This window comes from Dawidia soli (assembly GCF_018598185.1).
Classification (GTDB): Bacteria; Bacteroidota; Bacteroidia; order Cytophagales; family Cyclobacteriaceae; genus Ohtaekwangia; species Ohtaekwangia soli.
The window spans coordinates 1-15,786 of sequence record NZ_JAHESC010000001.1 but is presented as its reverse complement, the minus strand read 5'-3'; the positions used below and the strand labels follow the sequence as shown (position 1 = coordinate 15,786).

14 protein-coding genes are annotated in these 15,786 nt (G+C 52.8%); 5 read left to right on the top strand and 9 right to left on the bottom strand.

The window, feature by feature from the left end; translation table 11 throughout:
• Window positions 1-60: 60 nt before the first annotated feature.
• Window positions 61-1,308, top strand: a complete 1,248-nt coding sequence (locus KK078_RS00070; RefSeq protein ID WP_254088182.1) for a cystathionine gamma-synthase family protein — start codon at window positions 61-63, stop codon at window positions 1,306-1,308.
• Between the two features lie 230 nt (window positions 1,309-1,538).
• Here KK078_RS00070 and KK078_RS00065 read toward each other — a convergent pair whose 3' ends face one another.
• A complete protein-coding gene (locus KK078_RS00065) occupies window positions 1,539-2,666 on the bottom strand; it encodes an alkene reductase (RefSeq protein WP_262898553.1) in 1,128 nt (375 codons plus the stop codon).
• A gap of 151 nt (window positions 2,667-2,817) precedes the next feature.
• On the opposite strand from KK078_RS00065, the gene KK078_RS00060 reads away from it, so the two are divergent.
• Window positions 2,818-3,717, top strand: coding sequence for a LysR family transcriptional regulator (locus KK078_RS00060; protein WP_254088180.1), 900 nt, complete (start codon window positions 2,818-2,820; stop codon window positions 3,715-3,717).
• Window positions 3,718-3,775: 58 nt separating this feature from the next.
• Here KK078_RS00060 and KK078_RS00055 read toward each other — a convergent pair whose 3' ends face one another.
• From KK078_RS00055 to KK078_RS00035, 5 genes are all read right to left on the bottom strand, one after another.
• Window positions 3,776-5,236, bottom strand: a complete 1,461-nt coding sequence (locus KK078_RS00055) for a DUF6600 domain-containing protein (protein ID WP_254088179.1) — start codon at window positions 5,234-5,236, stop codon at window positions 3,776-3,778.
• An 83-nt stretch (window positions 5,237-5,319) separates the two neighbouring features.
• On the bottom strand, window positions 5,320-6,456 hold the full coding sequence (locus tag KK078_RS00050) for a redoxin domain-containing protein (protein ID WP_254088178.1): 1,137 nt from the start codon (window positions 6,454-6,456) through the stop codon (window positions 5,320-5,322).
• 168 nt (window positions 6,457-6,624) lie between these two features.
• Entirely contained in the window at window positions 6,625-7,305 is a 681-nt protein-coding gene (locus KK078_RS00045) for a LytR/AlgR family response regulator transcription factor (RefSeq protein WP_254088428.1), read from the bottom strand.
• Window positions 7,305-8,825 carry a sensor histidine kinase gene (locus tag KK078_RS00040; protein WP_254088177.1) on the bottom strand — a complete coding sequence of 507 codons (1,521 nt, stop codon included), beginning with the start codon at window positions 8,823-8,825 and terminating at the stop codon, window positions 7,305-7,307. The genes KK078_RS00045 and KK078_RS00040 overlap by 1 nt, the downstream gene beginning before the upstream one ends.
• Before the next feature lie 167 nt (window positions 8,826-8,992).
• Complete coding sequence (locus tag KK078_RS00035) at window positions 8,993-9,433, bottom strand: carboxymuconolactone decarboxylase family protein (protein WP_254088176.1); 441 nt, start codon at window positions 9,431-9,433, stop codon at window positions 8,993-8,995.
• A 62-nt stretch (window positions 9,434-9,495) separates the two neighbouring features.
• Here KK078_RS00035 and KK078_RS00030 point away from each other — a divergent pair, with 62 nt between their 5' ends.
• Entirely contained in the window at window positions 9,496-10,107 is a 612-nt protein-coding gene (locus KK078_RS00030; protein ID WP_254088175.1) for a Crp/Fnr family transcriptional regulator, read from the top strand.
• Between the two features lie 2 nt (window positions 10,108-10,109).
• On the opposite strand, the gene ppsA is transcribed toward KK078_RS00030, so the two are convergent.
• Window positions 10,110-12,731 (bottom strand): phosphoenolpyruvate synthase, encoded by a 2,622-nt coding sequence (gene ppsA / locus KK078_RS00025; protein ID WP_254088174.1) that lies wholly within the window; start codon window positions 12,729-12,731, stop codon window positions 10,110-10,112.
• 26 nt (window positions 12,732-12,757) lie between these two features.
• Window positions 12,758-13,213, bottom strand: a complete 456-nt coding sequence (locus KK078_RS00020; protein WP_254088173.1) for a MarR family winged helix-turn-helix transcriptional regulator — start codon at window positions 13,211-13,213, stop codon at window positions 12,758-12,760.
• A gap of 207 nt (window positions 13,214-13,420) precedes the next feature.
• Between KK078_RS00020 and KK078_RS00015 the strand changes: the two genes are divergently transcribed.
• Complete coding sequence (locus tag KK078_RS00015) at window positions 13,421-14,023, top strand: Crp/Fnr family transcriptional regulator (RefSeq protein ID WP_254088172.1); 603 nt, start codon at window positions 13,421-13,423, stop codon at window positions 14,021-14,023.
• A 35-nt stretch (window positions 14,024-14,058) separates the two neighbouring features.
• Here the strand turns inward: KK078_RS00015 and KK078_RS00010 are convergent, their stop codons facing one another.
• Window positions 14,059-14,472 carry a RidA family protein gene (locus tag KK078_RS00010; protein ID WP_254088171.1) on the bottom strand — a complete coding sequence of 138 codons (414 nt, stop codon included), beginning with the start codon at window positions 14,470-14,472 and terminating at the stop codon, window positions 14,059-14,061.
• Between the two features lie 230 nt (window positions 14,473-14,702).
• Between KK078_RS00010 and KK078_RS00005 the strand changes: the two genes are divergently transcribed.
• Window positions 14,703-15,641 carry an SIMPL domain-containing protein gene (locus KK078_RS00005; RefSeq protein ID WP_254088170.1) on the top strand — a complete coding sequence of 313 codons (939 nt, stop codon included), beginning with the start codon at window positions 14,703-14,705 and terminating at the stop codon, window positions 15,639-15,641.
• Window positions 15,642-15,786 lie beyond the last annotated feature (145 nt).

Here is a 15,786-nt window from a genome sequence, read left to right as displayed (position 1 = left end):
ATTTTCCCGGGGGAATAGCGAAATGCTTTTATCTTTGCCGCACTTCAATAACAATGTGCTATGAGCAAGCCTAAGGGATTTACGACAACGCTGCTTCACTCCGACCGCCTTTTAAAGCCTGAATTCGGCGCGCTGCATCAACCGATCCATACCGCCGTAACCTGGGGATATGACGATGTGCAGGGCCTGGTAGACGTCTTTCAAAACAAAACCAAGGGGTATGCATACTCGAGGCAGGGTAACCCTACCACCACCGCGCTGGAACACAAGGTAACGCAGATGGAAGGGGGCATGGCCACTGTTACCTTTTCTACCGGCATGGCAGCCATTACCGCTACCGTGCTAGCCCTGATCAAAGCCGGTGACCACATCGTAGCAAGCTCCTATCTCTTTGGCAACACCCGCAGCGTGATGCAAACCTTTATGGACATGGGTGTAGCCATCTCGTTCGTAGACGTTACCGACGCGAAGAACGTAGCCGACGCCTGCCGCGACAATACACGCATGGTGTTCGTGGAAACCATTGCCAACCCTGCCACGCAGGTGGCGGACCTGGCCAACATCGGCGAGCTCTGCGCAAAGAAGAACCTGGTCTATGTAGTCGACAACACCATGACCTCGCCGTACGTGTTCAAACCGGTTTCGGTCAACGCCAGCCTGGTCATCAACTCGCTCACAAAATACATCGGTGGTCACGGCAACGCCCTCGGCGGCAGTGTGACGGATACCGGCCTCTATAACTGGGAGCAATTCCCGAACATAACCGCTGTGCTCCGCGCGCAGATCAAACCCGCCATGCTGGGCATTACGCAGATCCGCAAACGCGGCCTGCGCGACGGTGGTGGTACGCTGTCTCCGGAAGCCGCGCACAGCATTTCCGTTGGCGCCGAAACACTGGCCCTGCGGTTGGAACGCGCCTGCCACAATGCCCAAACGCTGGCCGCGTTCCTCGAAGCGCATCCGCTGGTTAGCAAAGTATATTACCCCGGGTTGGCCAGCCACCCGCAGCATGCCCTCACATCGTCGCTGTTCCATCGCCACGGCGGCCTGATGAGCTTTGTCGTGGACTCGACAATTGATTGTCTGGCATTCCTCAACCGCCTGCAGGTGGTCATCAAGTCCAGCAACCTGGGCGATACGCGCACATTGGCCATACCGGTAGCACAAACTATATTCTTTGAACTGGGCGCCGAGCGCCGCGCCGAGATGGGTATACCGGATACAATGATCCGGTTGTCCGTGGGCATCGAGGATACAGAGGACCTTATTGAAGACTTCCGCCAGGCGTTAGAGGCTTCGGGATCCTAAGACCAGAATTTCGACCAGAGGATTACCGTGACCTTTTAGCGACCTTACAGTGACCTTATAGCGACCTTATAGCGATATTAAGCTGTACTTGAGCCATACTTGAGCTGTAGTAAAGTCATATCAAAAGTATCCCAAGCTTATCGGATAGCGGTCGATTTTTATGCCGTATCATGATGCCCCCGGGAGTATTTCCAGGCACATCATGATACAAATTCCTTTTGACAACGGCGCTATTGGCCGTCGGCTAACGCATCGGCCGTTGCATACACAGGATAATCCGTATAGCCCCGCGAATCGCCGCCAAAGAACGTGGTGCGGTCCGCTTCGTTCAGGGGCAGATTGTTTTCCAGGCGTAACGGCAGATCGGGATTGGCAATGAAAGGACGGCCAAAGGCGATGAGGTCGGCCCAGCCCCTTTCCAGCGCCTCCTGCGCACGCGCCAGAGTATATTTACCCGCGTAGATGAGTGTCCCCCGGAAGGCTTTGCGATATGCTTCTTTAAACGCTATGGACATGACGGGAGCATCCTCCCAATCCGCCTCGGCTATATGGATGTAGGCTATGCTCGCTTCGTCGAGGATGCGGGCGGCGGCAATATAGGTTTCTTCAGGATTGTCGTCTACGGCACCCATATGTGTTGTCAGGGGAGCCTGCCGCACGCCTACCCGCCCGCCACCGATGGCATCTGCTACCGCCGTCACGACTTCTTTCAGAAAACGCAGCCGGTTCTCGAGTGAGCCGCCATATTCGTCGGTGCGAAGGTTGGTTTGTGAGTCCATGAACTGCTCGATGAGATAGCCGTTTGCGCCGTGCAGCTCGACGCCGTCAAAGCCGGCTGCGATGGCGTTGCGTGCCGCCTGGGCGTAGTCCTGTACGATCTGATCTATCTCGGCCACCGTCAGCGCGCGCGGTGTGGAGTGTTGTTCCATCGCGCCCGTGCCGGCGGCGGAGCCTTTTCCTTCGGCATCGACAAATACTTTAACACCTTCGGCCACGACGACCGATGGCGCTACGGGCGCCTGGCCGTTCTCTTGCAGCGACGTATGCGACACACGCCCGACGTGCCAGAGCTGCGCGAAGATCACCCCACCCTTTTTATGCACGGCACGCGTCACTTGTTTCCAACCCTCGACCTGGGCAGGTGTATAGATGCCGGGGGTCCAGGCATAGCCCTGGCCCTGGCGGCTGATCTGGGTGCCTTCTGAAATGATCAGACCGGCAGAAGCGCGCTGGCCATAATATTCGGCCATCCTTGCGGTGGCCACTTCACCCCCGCCCGCACGTGAGCGGGTCAAGGGCGGCATAACAATCCGGTTCTTTAACAGTAGGCTTTGGAGCGTATAACCCTGGAATAACATAGTTGTGTTTGTTTAAATACTGTTGATTTCTTTTCCTCTACTACGCGAAAGTCCTCCGGATCGTGCTATTATCACAATAACTTAAATAGTAGATTTGTATCAGAAAAATGATAGTGCCCGCAGGGGACTCGTTCACACCAATCTCACGGCTATGCTTCTGAACCTGGAATGGCTACGCACTTTTAAGGCGATCTACGACACCGGCACGCTTACCGGCGCAGCGCAACAACTCTATATTTCCCAGCCCGGCGTAAGCCTGCACCTCAGCTCACTGGAGGCCTATACCGGTTATAAGCTCTTCGACAGGTCGGCCAAAAAGATGGTGCCGACCGAGCGCGGCAAAGTGCTGTATAATTTTATTCTGGAGTCGCTCACCAAGCTGGAAACGGCGGAGCAGATCTTTCACAAGAGCTCCAGGACAGAGCGATCGACGATCGGCATCGGCATGTGCTTCGAGACATTCCAATTTACACTGGAGAAACATATCAGCTCGCTGCCGTTCAACGTGATCATCAAATTCGGTGAGTATCCGCAGATGCAGCAGGACCTGGACAAGGGGTTGCTGGACTTGATCATCACTCCGCAAAAGGGTCAGCAGAAGAACCTGGACTATGTACCGTTTTCGAAAGAGTGCATTGTATTGGTCTGCGGAAACAAGACGCGCACCACGGCCCTGGAATCACTTCTAAAAAAGAAAGACCTGGAAGGCGCCAGGCAATGGTTGAAACAGCAGATCTGGTACAGCACCGCTGCCGACATGGAGCACCTGAAGCGTTTCTGGTTTAATAACTTTAACGAACACCCCGACTTCAAGCCCAACTACATCGTGCCCAACATCAGCTCGATCGTACGCTGCCTGAGCGATGGCGAAGGATTTTCGGTCGTCCCCGACTTCCTGTGCCGCGAAGCTGTCGCCACCCGAAAGATGCGTATCGCCTCTACCGGTACGAAGGTGATCGAGAACGTCCTCTACTTTGCCACCCGCAGGAAAACGATCTACGAGCGAGAGATCGCGCAAGTGAAAGCAATCTTCGAAAAGGAAGAATTCTAAAAAAAATCTCCCACCGGCGGCCGGCGGGAGATCGTAGTGTACTGTTGCTGATGCCTGCTTAGTCTCTTCTTCTGGATGTGTTGCCGCGATGTTCCCGCGGCGACTCCATACGGCGCGGACTTTGCCGTTCCTGCGTCATGCGCTGCTGGCGCATTTGCGGTTGTTCCTGACGACGCTGCTGATCTTGCATCCGTTGCTGCTGTTGCTGGTCCCGCACACGCTCCTGCTGACGTTGCTGCTCTTGCATGCGTTGTTGTTGCATACGCTGTTGCTGTTGCTCCTGCTGACGTTCCTGGATGCGCTCTTGCTGGCGCTGTTGCTCTTGCATGCGTTGCTGATCTTGTTGACGCTGCTGGCTGCGTACGCGTTCCTCCTGCATCCGGCGGTTGGCATCATCCCGCAAGGTCCGCTCACGGGCTTCCTGACGGCGGGCATCATCACGCTCCCGATTTTGTTTGTCCAGGGCATCGCGCAGGCTTTCGTTGCCACGCTGGTCCTGTGGCTGACGCAACCGCTCCTGGCCCTGGTTAGGCTCACGCCCCTGCTCCTGCCGTCTTCTGTTCTCGGCGTCACGTGAGCCTCCCTCGATGCGGCGATTGTCGTCACGGTTTATTTCAGGCCGTTGCCATTGCCGGTCGCGTGTCTCGCGACGACCCTCGTCAGCCGACCGGCGGTTGGCCGCATTGTTATCCAGACCGTTACGCAGGTCTGTGGTGGAGCGTCTATCCCGGCGCTCTACCCGCGACGGAATCGCCTGCGCCCGGGACTCGCGGTCGTTGTCAATATCCGGCTTGTAGAAGCTCACCCGGTCGCGTTCGATCTCCGTCCTGCCGGGACGTCCGCGGTCATTGACGGCATACACCGGCACGCGGGTGTTGTTCACGCGCTCTATCTCCCGGCGCGACGGCCCCGTAAAGTACGTGCGCCGGCGGCTGTCGGTATAGTGGTGCGTCACCACCGTGGTCTGGTGAATGATCGTTACCACCTGCGGGCGGGGTACGCAGTGACGATGAATGGTGCGATAGGTTATATAGCGACACGGCACGAAGCTCCAGTAGCGATCGGGAATGTCGTAGTAGTTATACGAAACACTCACGGTTATACCCGGCATGAGCGGCGCCCAGCCATAATAACCGCCACCACCTCGCCACGCTACCCAGGCCGGTCCCCAGACCGTATCGGGCACCCACATCCAACCGTAGAAGTCGTCGTAGAACCAGCGCCCGTAGTGAAACGGTGCCCATCCCCAGCCGTAATCCGATACCCATGTGTTACCGTACTCCGTATTGATCCAATATCCGTTGGTAACATAGGGGACGAAGTCGCGGTCGACGCGCGGCCGCCAGACGTAGCCGTAGTTTTCATACGCTATCCAAGTGCCATGCGGCTGCAGCTCGTCATAGAAGACTTGCAATGTAACGCCGCCTCCATCGTGGGCCATACTGACTGTCACGTTTAGCACGCTCACAAAAAAGGCCGCCGCGATCATCATGATCCATTTATTCCACACCTTTTTCATAGTTCATGTTTGTTAGTACTAGCTATTAAACGAAAAACTATGCCATAATTTTGTATTAAGACGATTGCGACGACGTGCGACGATCAGTACTTGCGACTGACTTTGTCAAAAACCGGTGTAGTGTACGATTCCAGCTGCCAACTGCGGAAAATTTCTTTCAGTTTCGCGTCCAGTTCGTCACCCCAAAGATTTTTCGCCACAATGTATCCCTTGGGATCGATCAGATAATTCTGAGGCGTATCCTGTATTCCATATAACTTCGCAACGGGGCCGTTAAACCCGCCCAACGAGATGCCAAGGATCGCAAACTTCCGCTGACCGTACTGCTCATAAAGATCTTTCAGTTTCCGGTACTCTGCCGGACAGTATTCACAACTGCTGGACCAGAATTCCAGGAGCACATAACTGCCGCGATACGCCCATAGTGTGTGCACCTCGCCGATGTCGTTCGCCAGGCTGAACACCGGCGCCTGCACGCCAACCGCCGTTCGGTTAACGGTGTTGCGGTAGTCCCGAATGTCACGCGCTTCCGGCGCCCGCGTCACCGATGAGCTCAGCGATTTGAGTAACATATTGCATAGCCGTAGATCATCGCCGTTCTTGCGTTGTATCGCCCGCAGGGCCAGCAACGACACAAGGGAGTTTGGATGCGAAAGAACAAAGTTGCGCAAGGTTATATTGTAATAATCTCCCTCCACCATTTCGTAAGCCCGCAGCAGTTTCTTAAACCCAGCCGAATCTGCATATACACGCTCGAGCTCAGGATAATAATAACAATCACGACGACTCAGAAACTCGTCTTCCACCTTTTTTAATTGGCGATAATCATTACTGTACCGTCCACCGGCAACAACATAATTGCTGAGCGAGTCCGAGCAATAGATCGTTAGCGCGGCCGGTTCCAGGTAGAACTTCAATGCATCACCATGGGTAACGTCGGGCAGGCGACGGCCGGCGGCACGAAGCGCTTCCTGCGATATTTGTGTTAGATAGGCCTCTCCAGACATGGCAACGGTGCCGCGGAACTGCGCTTTGCCATGAACTACCACGGCACTGTCGTAGTGCGCATGCTCAGACCCGCTGCCTATACCGTCATACCACAGGTATAGCATGCGGGGTTTTCCCGACATGCTACTCAGATCAACCTCTACGGTGTAGTGATGTTGAGCGTTTACCATGGCGGCGCACAACAGTAAAATGCTTGTTATTATAGTTTTCATGAATCGTTCTGTTTTATGTGTTAATTATTTGATCACATGTACACGCCAGGACCAACCCAACAGGCAATATGCTCCTGATGAGGTCTGCCAGGGCAGCTCATACATGGTTCTCTCCGATAAACTTCAGGGTGTATCCAGCCGTCTCGCGAGGCCGGCTGGATAGATCTTTTATTGCTTACTGATCGCTTCCAGGTTTGTCAAATAGGCACCTCCCACCGGCAGCGTACGGCCGCGCAGCGTTACCTGATGTCGCTCGATCTTTTCTATTTTGGCAATGGCTATGACAAACGACCGGTGTATCCGCACAAACTTACCGGCCGGCAGCAGGTTTTCCACTTCGACCATAGTCATGCGCGACACGACATCGCGGTCGTGTAATTTGAACGTTATATAATTACCGGCGGCTTCCAGATAATCAATTTCACTAAACAGTACCCGCACCTGCTCGTAGCCGGTCCGGAGGAATATATACTCCTTGCTATTACCCGCATTCCGAAAGCCATAAAGCTCATGAGCCTTGTTACACGCCTTCATAAATCGTACCAACGAAAATGGTTTGAGTAAATAATCGACCGCGTCGAGTTCAAAACTGGTCACGGCGTGTTCGGAATATGCCGTGGTAAAGATGACCAGCGGCATTTTATTCAGGCTTTTCAGAAAATCGATACCCGTTATATCGGGCATCTTTATATCGAGGAACAACAAGTCTACCGGGTTGCGCTGCAGGTAATCCATGGCTTTGAATGCGTCTGTAAAACATTCTTTCAACTCCAGGAAGGGCACCTTGGCGGCCAGGTTTTTAACTACGTCCAGGGCGATGGGCTCGTCGTCGACGGCAATGGCGGTCATCATACTTTTTCGGTTAGCTGGACGGTGACGTGAACAAAGAACTCGAGGGTCGTCTGGCGCACGACCAGCTCATGTTTTTGCGGATATAGCAGCTGCAGCCTTAGCCGCACATTTTCCAATCCGATACCATTCTTATCCGCCTCGATGTCGTGGTCTTGTTTTTCGTGCACGGTATTGCGCACATCGAAATATAGTGTGCCTTCGCGGATCTGTAGCGAGATGACCACTTGCGACGGCTTGCGCAGGCTAATGCCGTGCTTGAAGGCATTTTCGACAAACGGGATCAGGAGCATGGGCGCAATGTACAGACCGTTCAAGTCCTCTTCGATGTGCTGCGAGATGGTAATGTCAGGCGACGATTGTATACGCAGGGTCTGCAACGCCACGTAGTTCTGCAGGTATTCGATCTCACGCGCCAGCAGTATTTTGTCCTGCGTGTTCTCGCGCAGCATAAAGCGCATCATATCACCCAGCCGTTGGATGCCCTCTCCCGTACGCTCGGCGCTTTCCTGCAAAGCCGTACCGTAAAGGGTATTCAACGCGTTGAACAAAAAGTGCGGATTGATCTGCGACCGCAGAAAGTCCAAGTTGGCCGACGAGCTTCCCAACGCTGTCTGGAGCGATGTGAGCTGCCGGCGCATGGTCAGGTTACGTTGATATATCAGCCAATACAGCGGGGCGCATATAAACACCTGAAAGAATCCGTTCGCGGTCACAGTCACCCACATCGCCTCGCGTTGCCTCCACCCGGTACCGGCCACGACAAAAAGGAGCAAGCCGACGCCCACGCAGATACCGGCAATCCGCAACAGGTAGCCCCAAACACCTTTTTTTAAGGCGTCTTCAATAAGGATCGTAAAAGAAAGTCCATACAGCAAGATGCTGAACAGCACAATGCCCATGCCCTGGAGGATCGGCATCGTCACCGTCCTGAAGATAACGATCCCTACCCCAACCGCTCCCCATACCACCAGCGCCAGGAAGACGTTTTGCGCCACGGCGCTGTATTGGGGCAGCAGCTGGGCAATGCGCGTCAGCACGTTTGCAATGATCCGCTTGGCGAACGTATAGCCTGCGAGTGCGATCAGCGCCCACACGGCCGTCACCAGGCTCTGCTTGATCATTAAGTTATGCGCATAGTCGGCTGTCTTGATCTCAAACAGGTAACGCCGCAGCCAGGTGTCCGTAACCGTCAGCAACAGCCAAAGAGCACCGAGCAACAAGGGTATCAATAAAATGCCCCAGATCATCCGGCGCCGCACCAGCATGCACGGAATGGTCACAAAATTCCAGAGCAGAAAGGCACCATAATAACCGGTCAGCCGGGCTACCTGGGGAAAGAAATAATTCTTGGAGTACGAGTAATGCAGGTGGTTCTCCCAAAAAAACTGCCGGTAGGGTGTCCACACCGGTACCATGTTGCTATTGGACACGTCTATCAGTAACAGGATAAGCGCAAAGGCGTACAGGACCGTGGCCCCCCAGAATTCCGTCCGTTTCAGATCAATCTTCTCTAACATTGTCGCGTATATATTTTCCAATCCTACCCGAAAGATACTGGGACTGGCCCCGCCTGCCAAGCAAATGGGGTGAATGCCCGTTCTGGTGGGATGAAAAATTACCGATTGCTAGTTAATTAAAAGGCCCACAACGTGAGCCCTTTTTCTGCCATTGAAATTAAACCGCCTCAATCCAATGCCGGCTGCATATGTGTTGAAATACCGATCCTGTTCCAGGCATTGATCGCGATGATCGCCATGATAGCTTGTGCGAGCGTCTGCTCGTCCAACACCCTGGCGGCATGCTGATAGGTCTCATCCGACACGCCCTTGTTGATGAAGGTGACCTCCTCGGCCAGAGCCAGCACGGCTCTTTCGGTTTCAGAAAAGAAAGGAGTCTCCCGCCAGGCATTCAGGGCATAGATGCGTTGTTCGGTCTCCCCCATTTTCCGGGCATCCTTGGTGTGCAGGTCGATGCAATATGCACAACCGTTGATCTGCGAAACTCTGATCTTGATCAGCTCCTTTACCGTCGGTGTTAAATTTGTCTTCGAGAGATATTTCTCGAAACCAAACATTACCTCATAGGCCTTCGGTTCTATCTCTTTGATAACCACTCTTTTGCTCATACGTGCTTCTGTTTTGATTTTTACTGATGCAAAGTTGCGCCTTGCGCAGGAGTAAAAACTTAATGTACTTTAAGAAAAAACGTGCCACCGCCATGAACCACCATGAAGCGCTCTTCAATCACATCAGACGGTTCACGCCGCTCAGCGCAGATCAGGCACAGGTATTGACATCGGCGATCAAATACAAAAAGATCGATCGCAAGGATTTTCTGTTGCAGGAACACCACGTGTGTACAGCCTATTATTTTGTGCTGACGGGATGCCTGCGATACTACCGAAACACAAAGAATGGCGTGGAGCAGATTCTCCAATTTGCCATTCCCGGTTGGTGGCTGAGTGACTTTCAAAGTTTTGAAACGCAAAAGCCATCGGAGTACACTATCCAGGCTGTTCAGGATTGCGAGCTGCTCGTGTTGCACCGGTCAGACTATGAAGCGGTCTTTAACGCGGCGCCTGCGTTTAATACATACTTCCGGTTGATGATGCAAAAGGCTTATACGGCCTCGCTGAAGAAAATTGAGCTCTTGCTCTGCGAATCAGCAGAAGAACGATATTCACAATTCGTAGCAGATTTCCCGGGCTTTGTTCAGATCGTCCCCCAATATATGCTCGCATCCTTTCTGGGCTTTACACCGCAGTTCCTCAGCATGCTGCGGGCAAAAAAAGATCTGTGACATCACTCCCCACCGAGGATCTCGACATACCCGTCCGTGCCGTTCACCCGGATCCGCTGACCGTCTTTGATCAATGTGGTAGCATGCTCCACACCCACCACGGCAGGCAATCCATACTCGCGCGCAATCACAGCGCCGTGGGTCATCAGCCCCCCCGCTTCGGTGATCAGGCCTTTGATAGATAAAAACAGGGGCGTCCAACTCGGGTCGGTAAAGGATGTGACCAATATATCCCCTTCTTCCAGGTCGGCATCCTCCATCTTTAAGATGACCCGCGCACGCCCTTCGATGACCCCGGAAGAGACCGGCAGGCCGACGATAGCATCCGCCGGAAGATTTTCACGTTTATAGGCACCGGTGACGATCTCGCCATCCGACGTGATCACGCGTGGGGGCGTCAGTTTTTCATATACCCTATACTCGTCCTTACGTTTGCTGATAACCTGATAATCCAGCGTATGTGTGCGCACAGCTTCGTGAAGCTCTTCAAAGGTGAGATAAAAGATATCTTCCGTTTCATGGATAACTTTTGCCCGTACAAGTTCGCCGGCCTCTTTGAGCAACGCCTGCTTATACACCCAGTAGCGACTAACGATATCGTATTTCGGATATTCGCGATAGCCGGCAAAGTTCCGGATCAGGCCGATCATTTGTTTCGCTTCCCCGGCTTTTTGTTCACCATCCGGTAACTGCCTGAGCCGATCCAATAACGTCTGTTCCTTTTGCAACGCCTCCCGCCGTCCTTGCTCGAATTTCCGATGACTGGCCTGCGGCTCGACATTCTTAATATTGCGGAGAATGACAGGAACCAGTATGGTAGGATCTTCGCTCCAACGCGTTCTTGTAATATCGATCTCGCCCGCGCAGCGCATGCCGTATTTCTGAAGATATGCCTCGATCGCCTCCCGGGCCTCTTGCCCGCCCTCAACCTTTACCAGCTCCTCTAAGAAATCCTCGCTGTCGACATGGTGCAAATATCCGATCACGGCCGGATGCGAACGGATCACATCCGCGACATCCAACAATGCCAGGCCCATTTCCGAAGTAACGTTATTGGACACAGATTGCGACAACGTGTCCGCTACGCTGATCTCACCCAGCCACTCCTTCATCTTTTCATTGATCCAGAACGCAGCATCCATTGCCCCCATGATCGCGGCCATGCTCTGCGGATCAAACAGACTCTTCCTTAATTGCTGAAGATCTTCCAGAATAACCGCAAATACCTCCGGACCTGACTTCGTCAGAATGGTTTGCTTTAATGCTTCGATCGAAGCCTGGCTGCGTGCGATCAGACCGGAAACAATAGACGGATCGTTTTCAAGTTGCGTGCGAAAGCCCGACGTCGAAACGACATGGCTGTTCTTACCGGCGCTCTCCGCAGGCAGTGACTTTATAAAGTCTCCCCGCTCCAGTACGGTCATCAGAGCATCCTTAATGAGCGGATCCCCTTGCCCCAGGGTATCGAGTATTGTTTGCCGGGTAGCGGGCGAAGCAAGTCGCTGCGTAACATCAACAAACATCCTCCCACCGGCAATAGCCATGGGAGCCGCCGTGATTAGTTGTCGGACCGATAGCCCTAAGGGTTTCATAGCATCCGTCATCATTTGCGGATGCCCTACCGACACGTATATATGATTCTCCTGATCGCTCTCCCGGGGGATGGGGAATAAGGTAGTGATCGGCCGACTCTGCACGATGTAAAAAGTATCTTCGGCCAAACACCATTCAATGTCCTGTGGGTATCCGAAATGTTGCTCGATCGTCCGGCCGATGCGCGCCAGGCTTATAATCTGACGATCCGTGAGTGCTTGCTGGCCTTGTTGTGCCGGTTCGACCTCCTGTGTCTTTGTTCCGCCATCTTCCCGGGTATAAATAGCCAGTTTCTTGGTCCCTGTCTTCTTATCGACCATCTGGCCGTCGCGCACTTTATATACATCCGGATATACCATGCCGGCCGCCAGTGCCTCTCCCAGGCCAAAACTGGCATCTATGGATAGCACCTTTCTATTGCCGGTGACCGGGTCGGCGGTAAACATAATTCCCGCCACCTGTGGAGAGATCATCTTCTGCACCACAACAGCCAGGTGCACGTCGCGATGACCAAACCCCTGCTGAAGACGATACACCACAGCCCGCTCTGTAAACAGCGAGGCCCAGCATTTGCTGATATGCCGTATGATCGACTCCAGACCGACCACGTTCAAATAAGTATCCTGCTGCCCGGCAAAGGAGGCCGCCGGGAGATCTTCCGCAGTAGCGCTTGACCGTACAGCGAAGGCCTCCCGATCATCAAACTTCGAGAGAAAGCGGGCGATCTCTTCGTAAATCTCCGAAGGAATGGTTGCCTCCTCAATCACCCGACGAATCCCGGCACTAAGCTCACCGATCTTATCCCGGTCCTCCACCTTCAGACGGGATAACTGACTCACGAGCGCATCTATGGCCGTGTTTTCCTTCAGAATCCTGGCAAAAGCTGCCGTGGTAACACAAAAGCCATCCGGCACAAATATGCCCGCTATCCGGGTAAGTTCGCCCAGGTTCGCACCCTTCCCCCCGGCTACGCTAAGCTGTGTCTTGTCGCATTCCCGAAGACCCAGCACAAATGAAATTTCCCTGATCATACTTGAAGCGTTTTTGTTTGAAGTCGTTATCTGGTGTTGACCCTATCCGTTGTCTCCTCCATTATTTCAATGGCTTTCAAAAAGTAGGTTTCAAGAACTTTGAGCTCTTTACCGGAAAAGGAAGCTATTAATTTTTCAGAATGGCTCCGAAACTCCTTATAGAGGGGCTTGAAAAGTGCCATGATATTTTTTGTATTGGGCTCGATGAGAACCTTTCGCCGATCGTCTTCCGCAAAGCGCCTTTTAACCAGCTTCTTCTTTTCAAACCGGTCGATCAACCCCGTAACAGCACCGGTCGTAAGCCCGGTTAGTGTAGCAAGCTCTCCCGCTGTCATTTGGCCCTTCTCCAATAAAAAGCCTAAGTATTTATGGTCCGTGCCCGACAGCCCCGCCTTCCGGCCAATGGCCTCGTGCATTTGAATAGATGTGTAGGCATACTGCTGGCTCAGTTTCCGTATTTGTCTGGCGGCATCCTTTTCCATATTGTCTTACTTAATAAATATCTTAGTAACAAAGATAATTTAACTACTTACAAATCCAAACACGGTAAAAACCTCGTGGGTTGATCCGTCCACAGACCGATCCCGGCCCCAACCGGACGGCCGTAAATGTCGTTTTCATAAAGTACAACCATAAAAATGGAGGGCGTGTCCAAAACAAGTATTATTGTGTTCCAAAAGCGCCGAATAATGAAGGAATCAGATATGAACAACTGCTTTGACGCTATACTCCAGCACATCGACCGTCGCATAAGCCTCAGCGACGGAGAAAAGAATCATGTTCGTGCTGCCTTTAGCATTCGCGAGCTGCTCCCCCGTCAGTATCTGTTGGCGCAGGGCGAGGTCTGCCGGTACGAAAGTTATGTGTGCAAGGGCTTCCTGCGTTCTTTTCACGTCGATGCCCGGGGTAATGAGCATACGCTGCATTTTGCCCTGGAAGATTGGTGGATCTCCGATCTGAATAGTTTCATCCGGCAAAAACCGGCAAGCCGTAACATCATCGCGCTTGAAAAAACAGTGGTCTTGCAGATCGATATCGAGCAGCGGGAAGAGCTGCTGCTCCTGGTTCCGAAAATGGAACGCTTTTGGCGCATACTGAACGAGCATGCCAGCATGGCACAGGATGAGCGCATCCTGAACAACATCAGCATGCCGGGGGCTGAACGTTACCAGGCCCTGGTGAAAAAATATCCCGACATTGAACAGCGTCTACCCCAAAAACACATCGCTTCGTTCCTGGGAATAACACCTGTATTTCTAAGCCAGATCCGAAAAGAGATCGCCAAAAAATAGCGGGAGGCCATGGGCGTCCCGCTATTTTGTGCCTACTACTTTTTCCAGTCGGCGGCATCGTCTGCTACAGCGACGGCTTCAATCTCGATGAGTGCATCGGGAGAGAACAAAGAAGATACTTCAAAGATCGTATCCGCCGGATAAGGGGCCGTAAAGTACTTTCCTCTAAGCGTTACGATCTTATCGAAGTTCGCCATGTCTCGTAATAATATCGTTACTTTAACAACATTCTTCAGGCTGGAACCTCCGGCGAGCAGCACTTTCTCCAGGTTTTCAAAAGCCTTCTGCGCCTGTATATCAAAATCTCCGATGCCAACCAATTGTCCCTGGTCATCCAGGGCTGTTTGGCCGGAAATAAACAGGAGTTCTCCTACGCGGTAGCCTTGTGCCAGGCGAAACGGAGCATAGGTATCTGGTATTACTTTTATCTGAGCAATTTCTGTTTTCATTGTTTTTTATGATTTAACAGAACAAAGATAGCGCCCGTCTTCCCGTAGGAACGTTCAATTATTTTAAGAAAGAGGGTTAAACTATTTTATCTTTCCGCGGAGTCGCCGTTATGCCGGGAGGTACATACCTATATCGCGCCTATTTACTCAGTCAAATGGCGGTTTCACTTAGTCCAGGGTGCAATTGCTTCAATTAGTCGCTAGTATTGACCTTCATCAAATCAACTGCTATGAAGTATATACTGTCCTTTTTTCTGATCTGCACGATCACCACGTTGTTCTCACAGTCTTCCGGAAATAGTCGCTATCATCAGACGGAACCGGAGGAACATCAGCCTCAGGCTGTGATCCATGACGGCCAGATCACACTCACCGTCAGCGGTCTGCTAAACGCCAAAGCCGATACCTTCGTTGCATTTTTTTCCGTAACCCAGTTAGGCGTGACCGCCACCAGTGCCGATTCGCTCATGACCTTGCGCATCAACCGCCTCCAGGCCGCATTGCGCCGGCGGCACCGCGATACATTGGTTGTTCACACCGACATGATCTCCCTTGTGCCCAAATATGACATCCGCATATTCAAGAGGGTTTTCAGCAAGACTTATAATGAAGTGCCCGATGGATTCGAACTGCAAAAGAACGTGACCGTAACCTATCACACCGCCGCCGATCTGAATATGATTGTGACCGCGGCAGCCCAGGCGGAGATTTACGATCTCGTGAAGGTGGACTACTTTCTTGATAACGTAAAGAAACACTACGACCAACTCCGCACGCAATGCCAGGAGGCAATGAAAGTCCGCATAAAATACCTCGAAAGCGTGGGCATAAGGGTGGATACCTTGCGAAGGGTATTTGACGACGACTTCGTGACGGTACTCCCGCAAACGCGCTACGGAAGCTATAGCTCCCTGTCAAGACCATCGCTGAGCGCGATGAATAAAGATGACGTCGAGGGCGGGAAGTTTCATTCCGTAGAAGCGTCGCCGTCCAAATACTATGAAGCAGTACCGTACACTCGATACGATGTGGTGATCAACCCCGTAGTGGCCGAACCCGCGGTACAATTAACGTATCAGATGAGTGTACAATACACCGTGCCGGAAGCAAAGCCAAAATTGATGCTGATTACCCCCGCAGGCCATCTTCAAAAGATCGGCGAGATGTGATCCAGAACGCAACTCGGTATAGCCACAAACGAGCAGGCTTTTCTGTGCGGAGCTGGGGATTACTCGCGTGATCCCACGGGGTGGGCTTCAATCCAATGAATGCCCCTGACAAAGTCGGGAGGGCATTCATTGGATTGGCGGGGAG

Coding starts and splice junctions, on each gene's coding strand:
- KK078_RS00020 (WP_254088173.1), bottom strand. CDS start 13,213: ATGGAAAAGGATGCCGCCAGACAAATACGGAAACTGAGCCAGCAGTAT.
- KK078_RS00005 (WP_254088170.1), top strand. CDS start 14,703: ATGAAGTATATACTGTCCTTTTTTCTGATCTGCACGATCACCACGTTG.
- KK078_RS00045 (WP_254088428.1), bottom strand. CDS start 7,305: ATGACCGCCATTGCCGTCGACGACGAGCCCATCGCCCTGGACGTAGTT.
- KK078_RS00050 (WP_254088178.1), bottom strand. CDS start 6,456: ATGAAAACTATAATAACAAGCATTTTACTGTTGTGCGCCGCCATGGTA.
- KK078_RS00035 (WP_254088176.1), bottom strand. CDS start 9,433: ATGAGCAAAAGAGTGGTTATCAAAGAGATAGAACCGAAGGCCTATGAG.
- KK078_RS00070 (WP_254088182.1), top strand. CDS start 61: ATGAGCAAGCCTAAGGGATTTACGACAACGCTGCTTCACTCCGACCGC.
- ppsA (WP_254088174.1), bottom strand. CDS start 12,731: ATGATCAGGGAAATTTCATTTGTGCTGGGTCTTCGGGAATGCGACAAG.
- KK078_RS00015 (WP_254088172.1), top strand. CDS start 13,421: ATGAAGGAATCAGATATGAACAACTGCTTTGACGCTATACTCCAGCAC.
- KK078_RS00065 (WP_262898553.1), bottom strand. CDS start 2,666: ATGTTATTCCAGGGTTATACGCTCCAAAGCCTACTGTTAAAGAACCGG.
- KK078_RS00060 (WP_254088180.1), top strand. CDS start 2,818: ATGCTTCTGAACCTGGAATGGCTACGCACTTTTAAGGCGATCTACGAC.
- KK078_RS00055 (WP_254088179.1), bottom strand. CDS start 5,236: ATGAAAAAGGTGTGGAATAAATGGATCATGATGATCGCGGCGGCCTTT.
- KK078_RS00030 (WP_254088175.1), top strand. CDS start 9,496: ATGTACTTTAAGAAAAAACGTGCCACCGCCATGAACCACCATGAAGCG.
- KK078_RS00010 (WP_254088171.1), bottom strand. CDS start 14,472: ATGAAAACAGAAATTGCTCAGATAAAAGTAATACCAGATACCTATGCT.
- KK078_RS00040 (WP_254088177.1), bottom strand. CDS start 8,825: ATGTTAGAGAAGATTGATCTGAAACGGACGGAATTCTGGGGGGCCACG.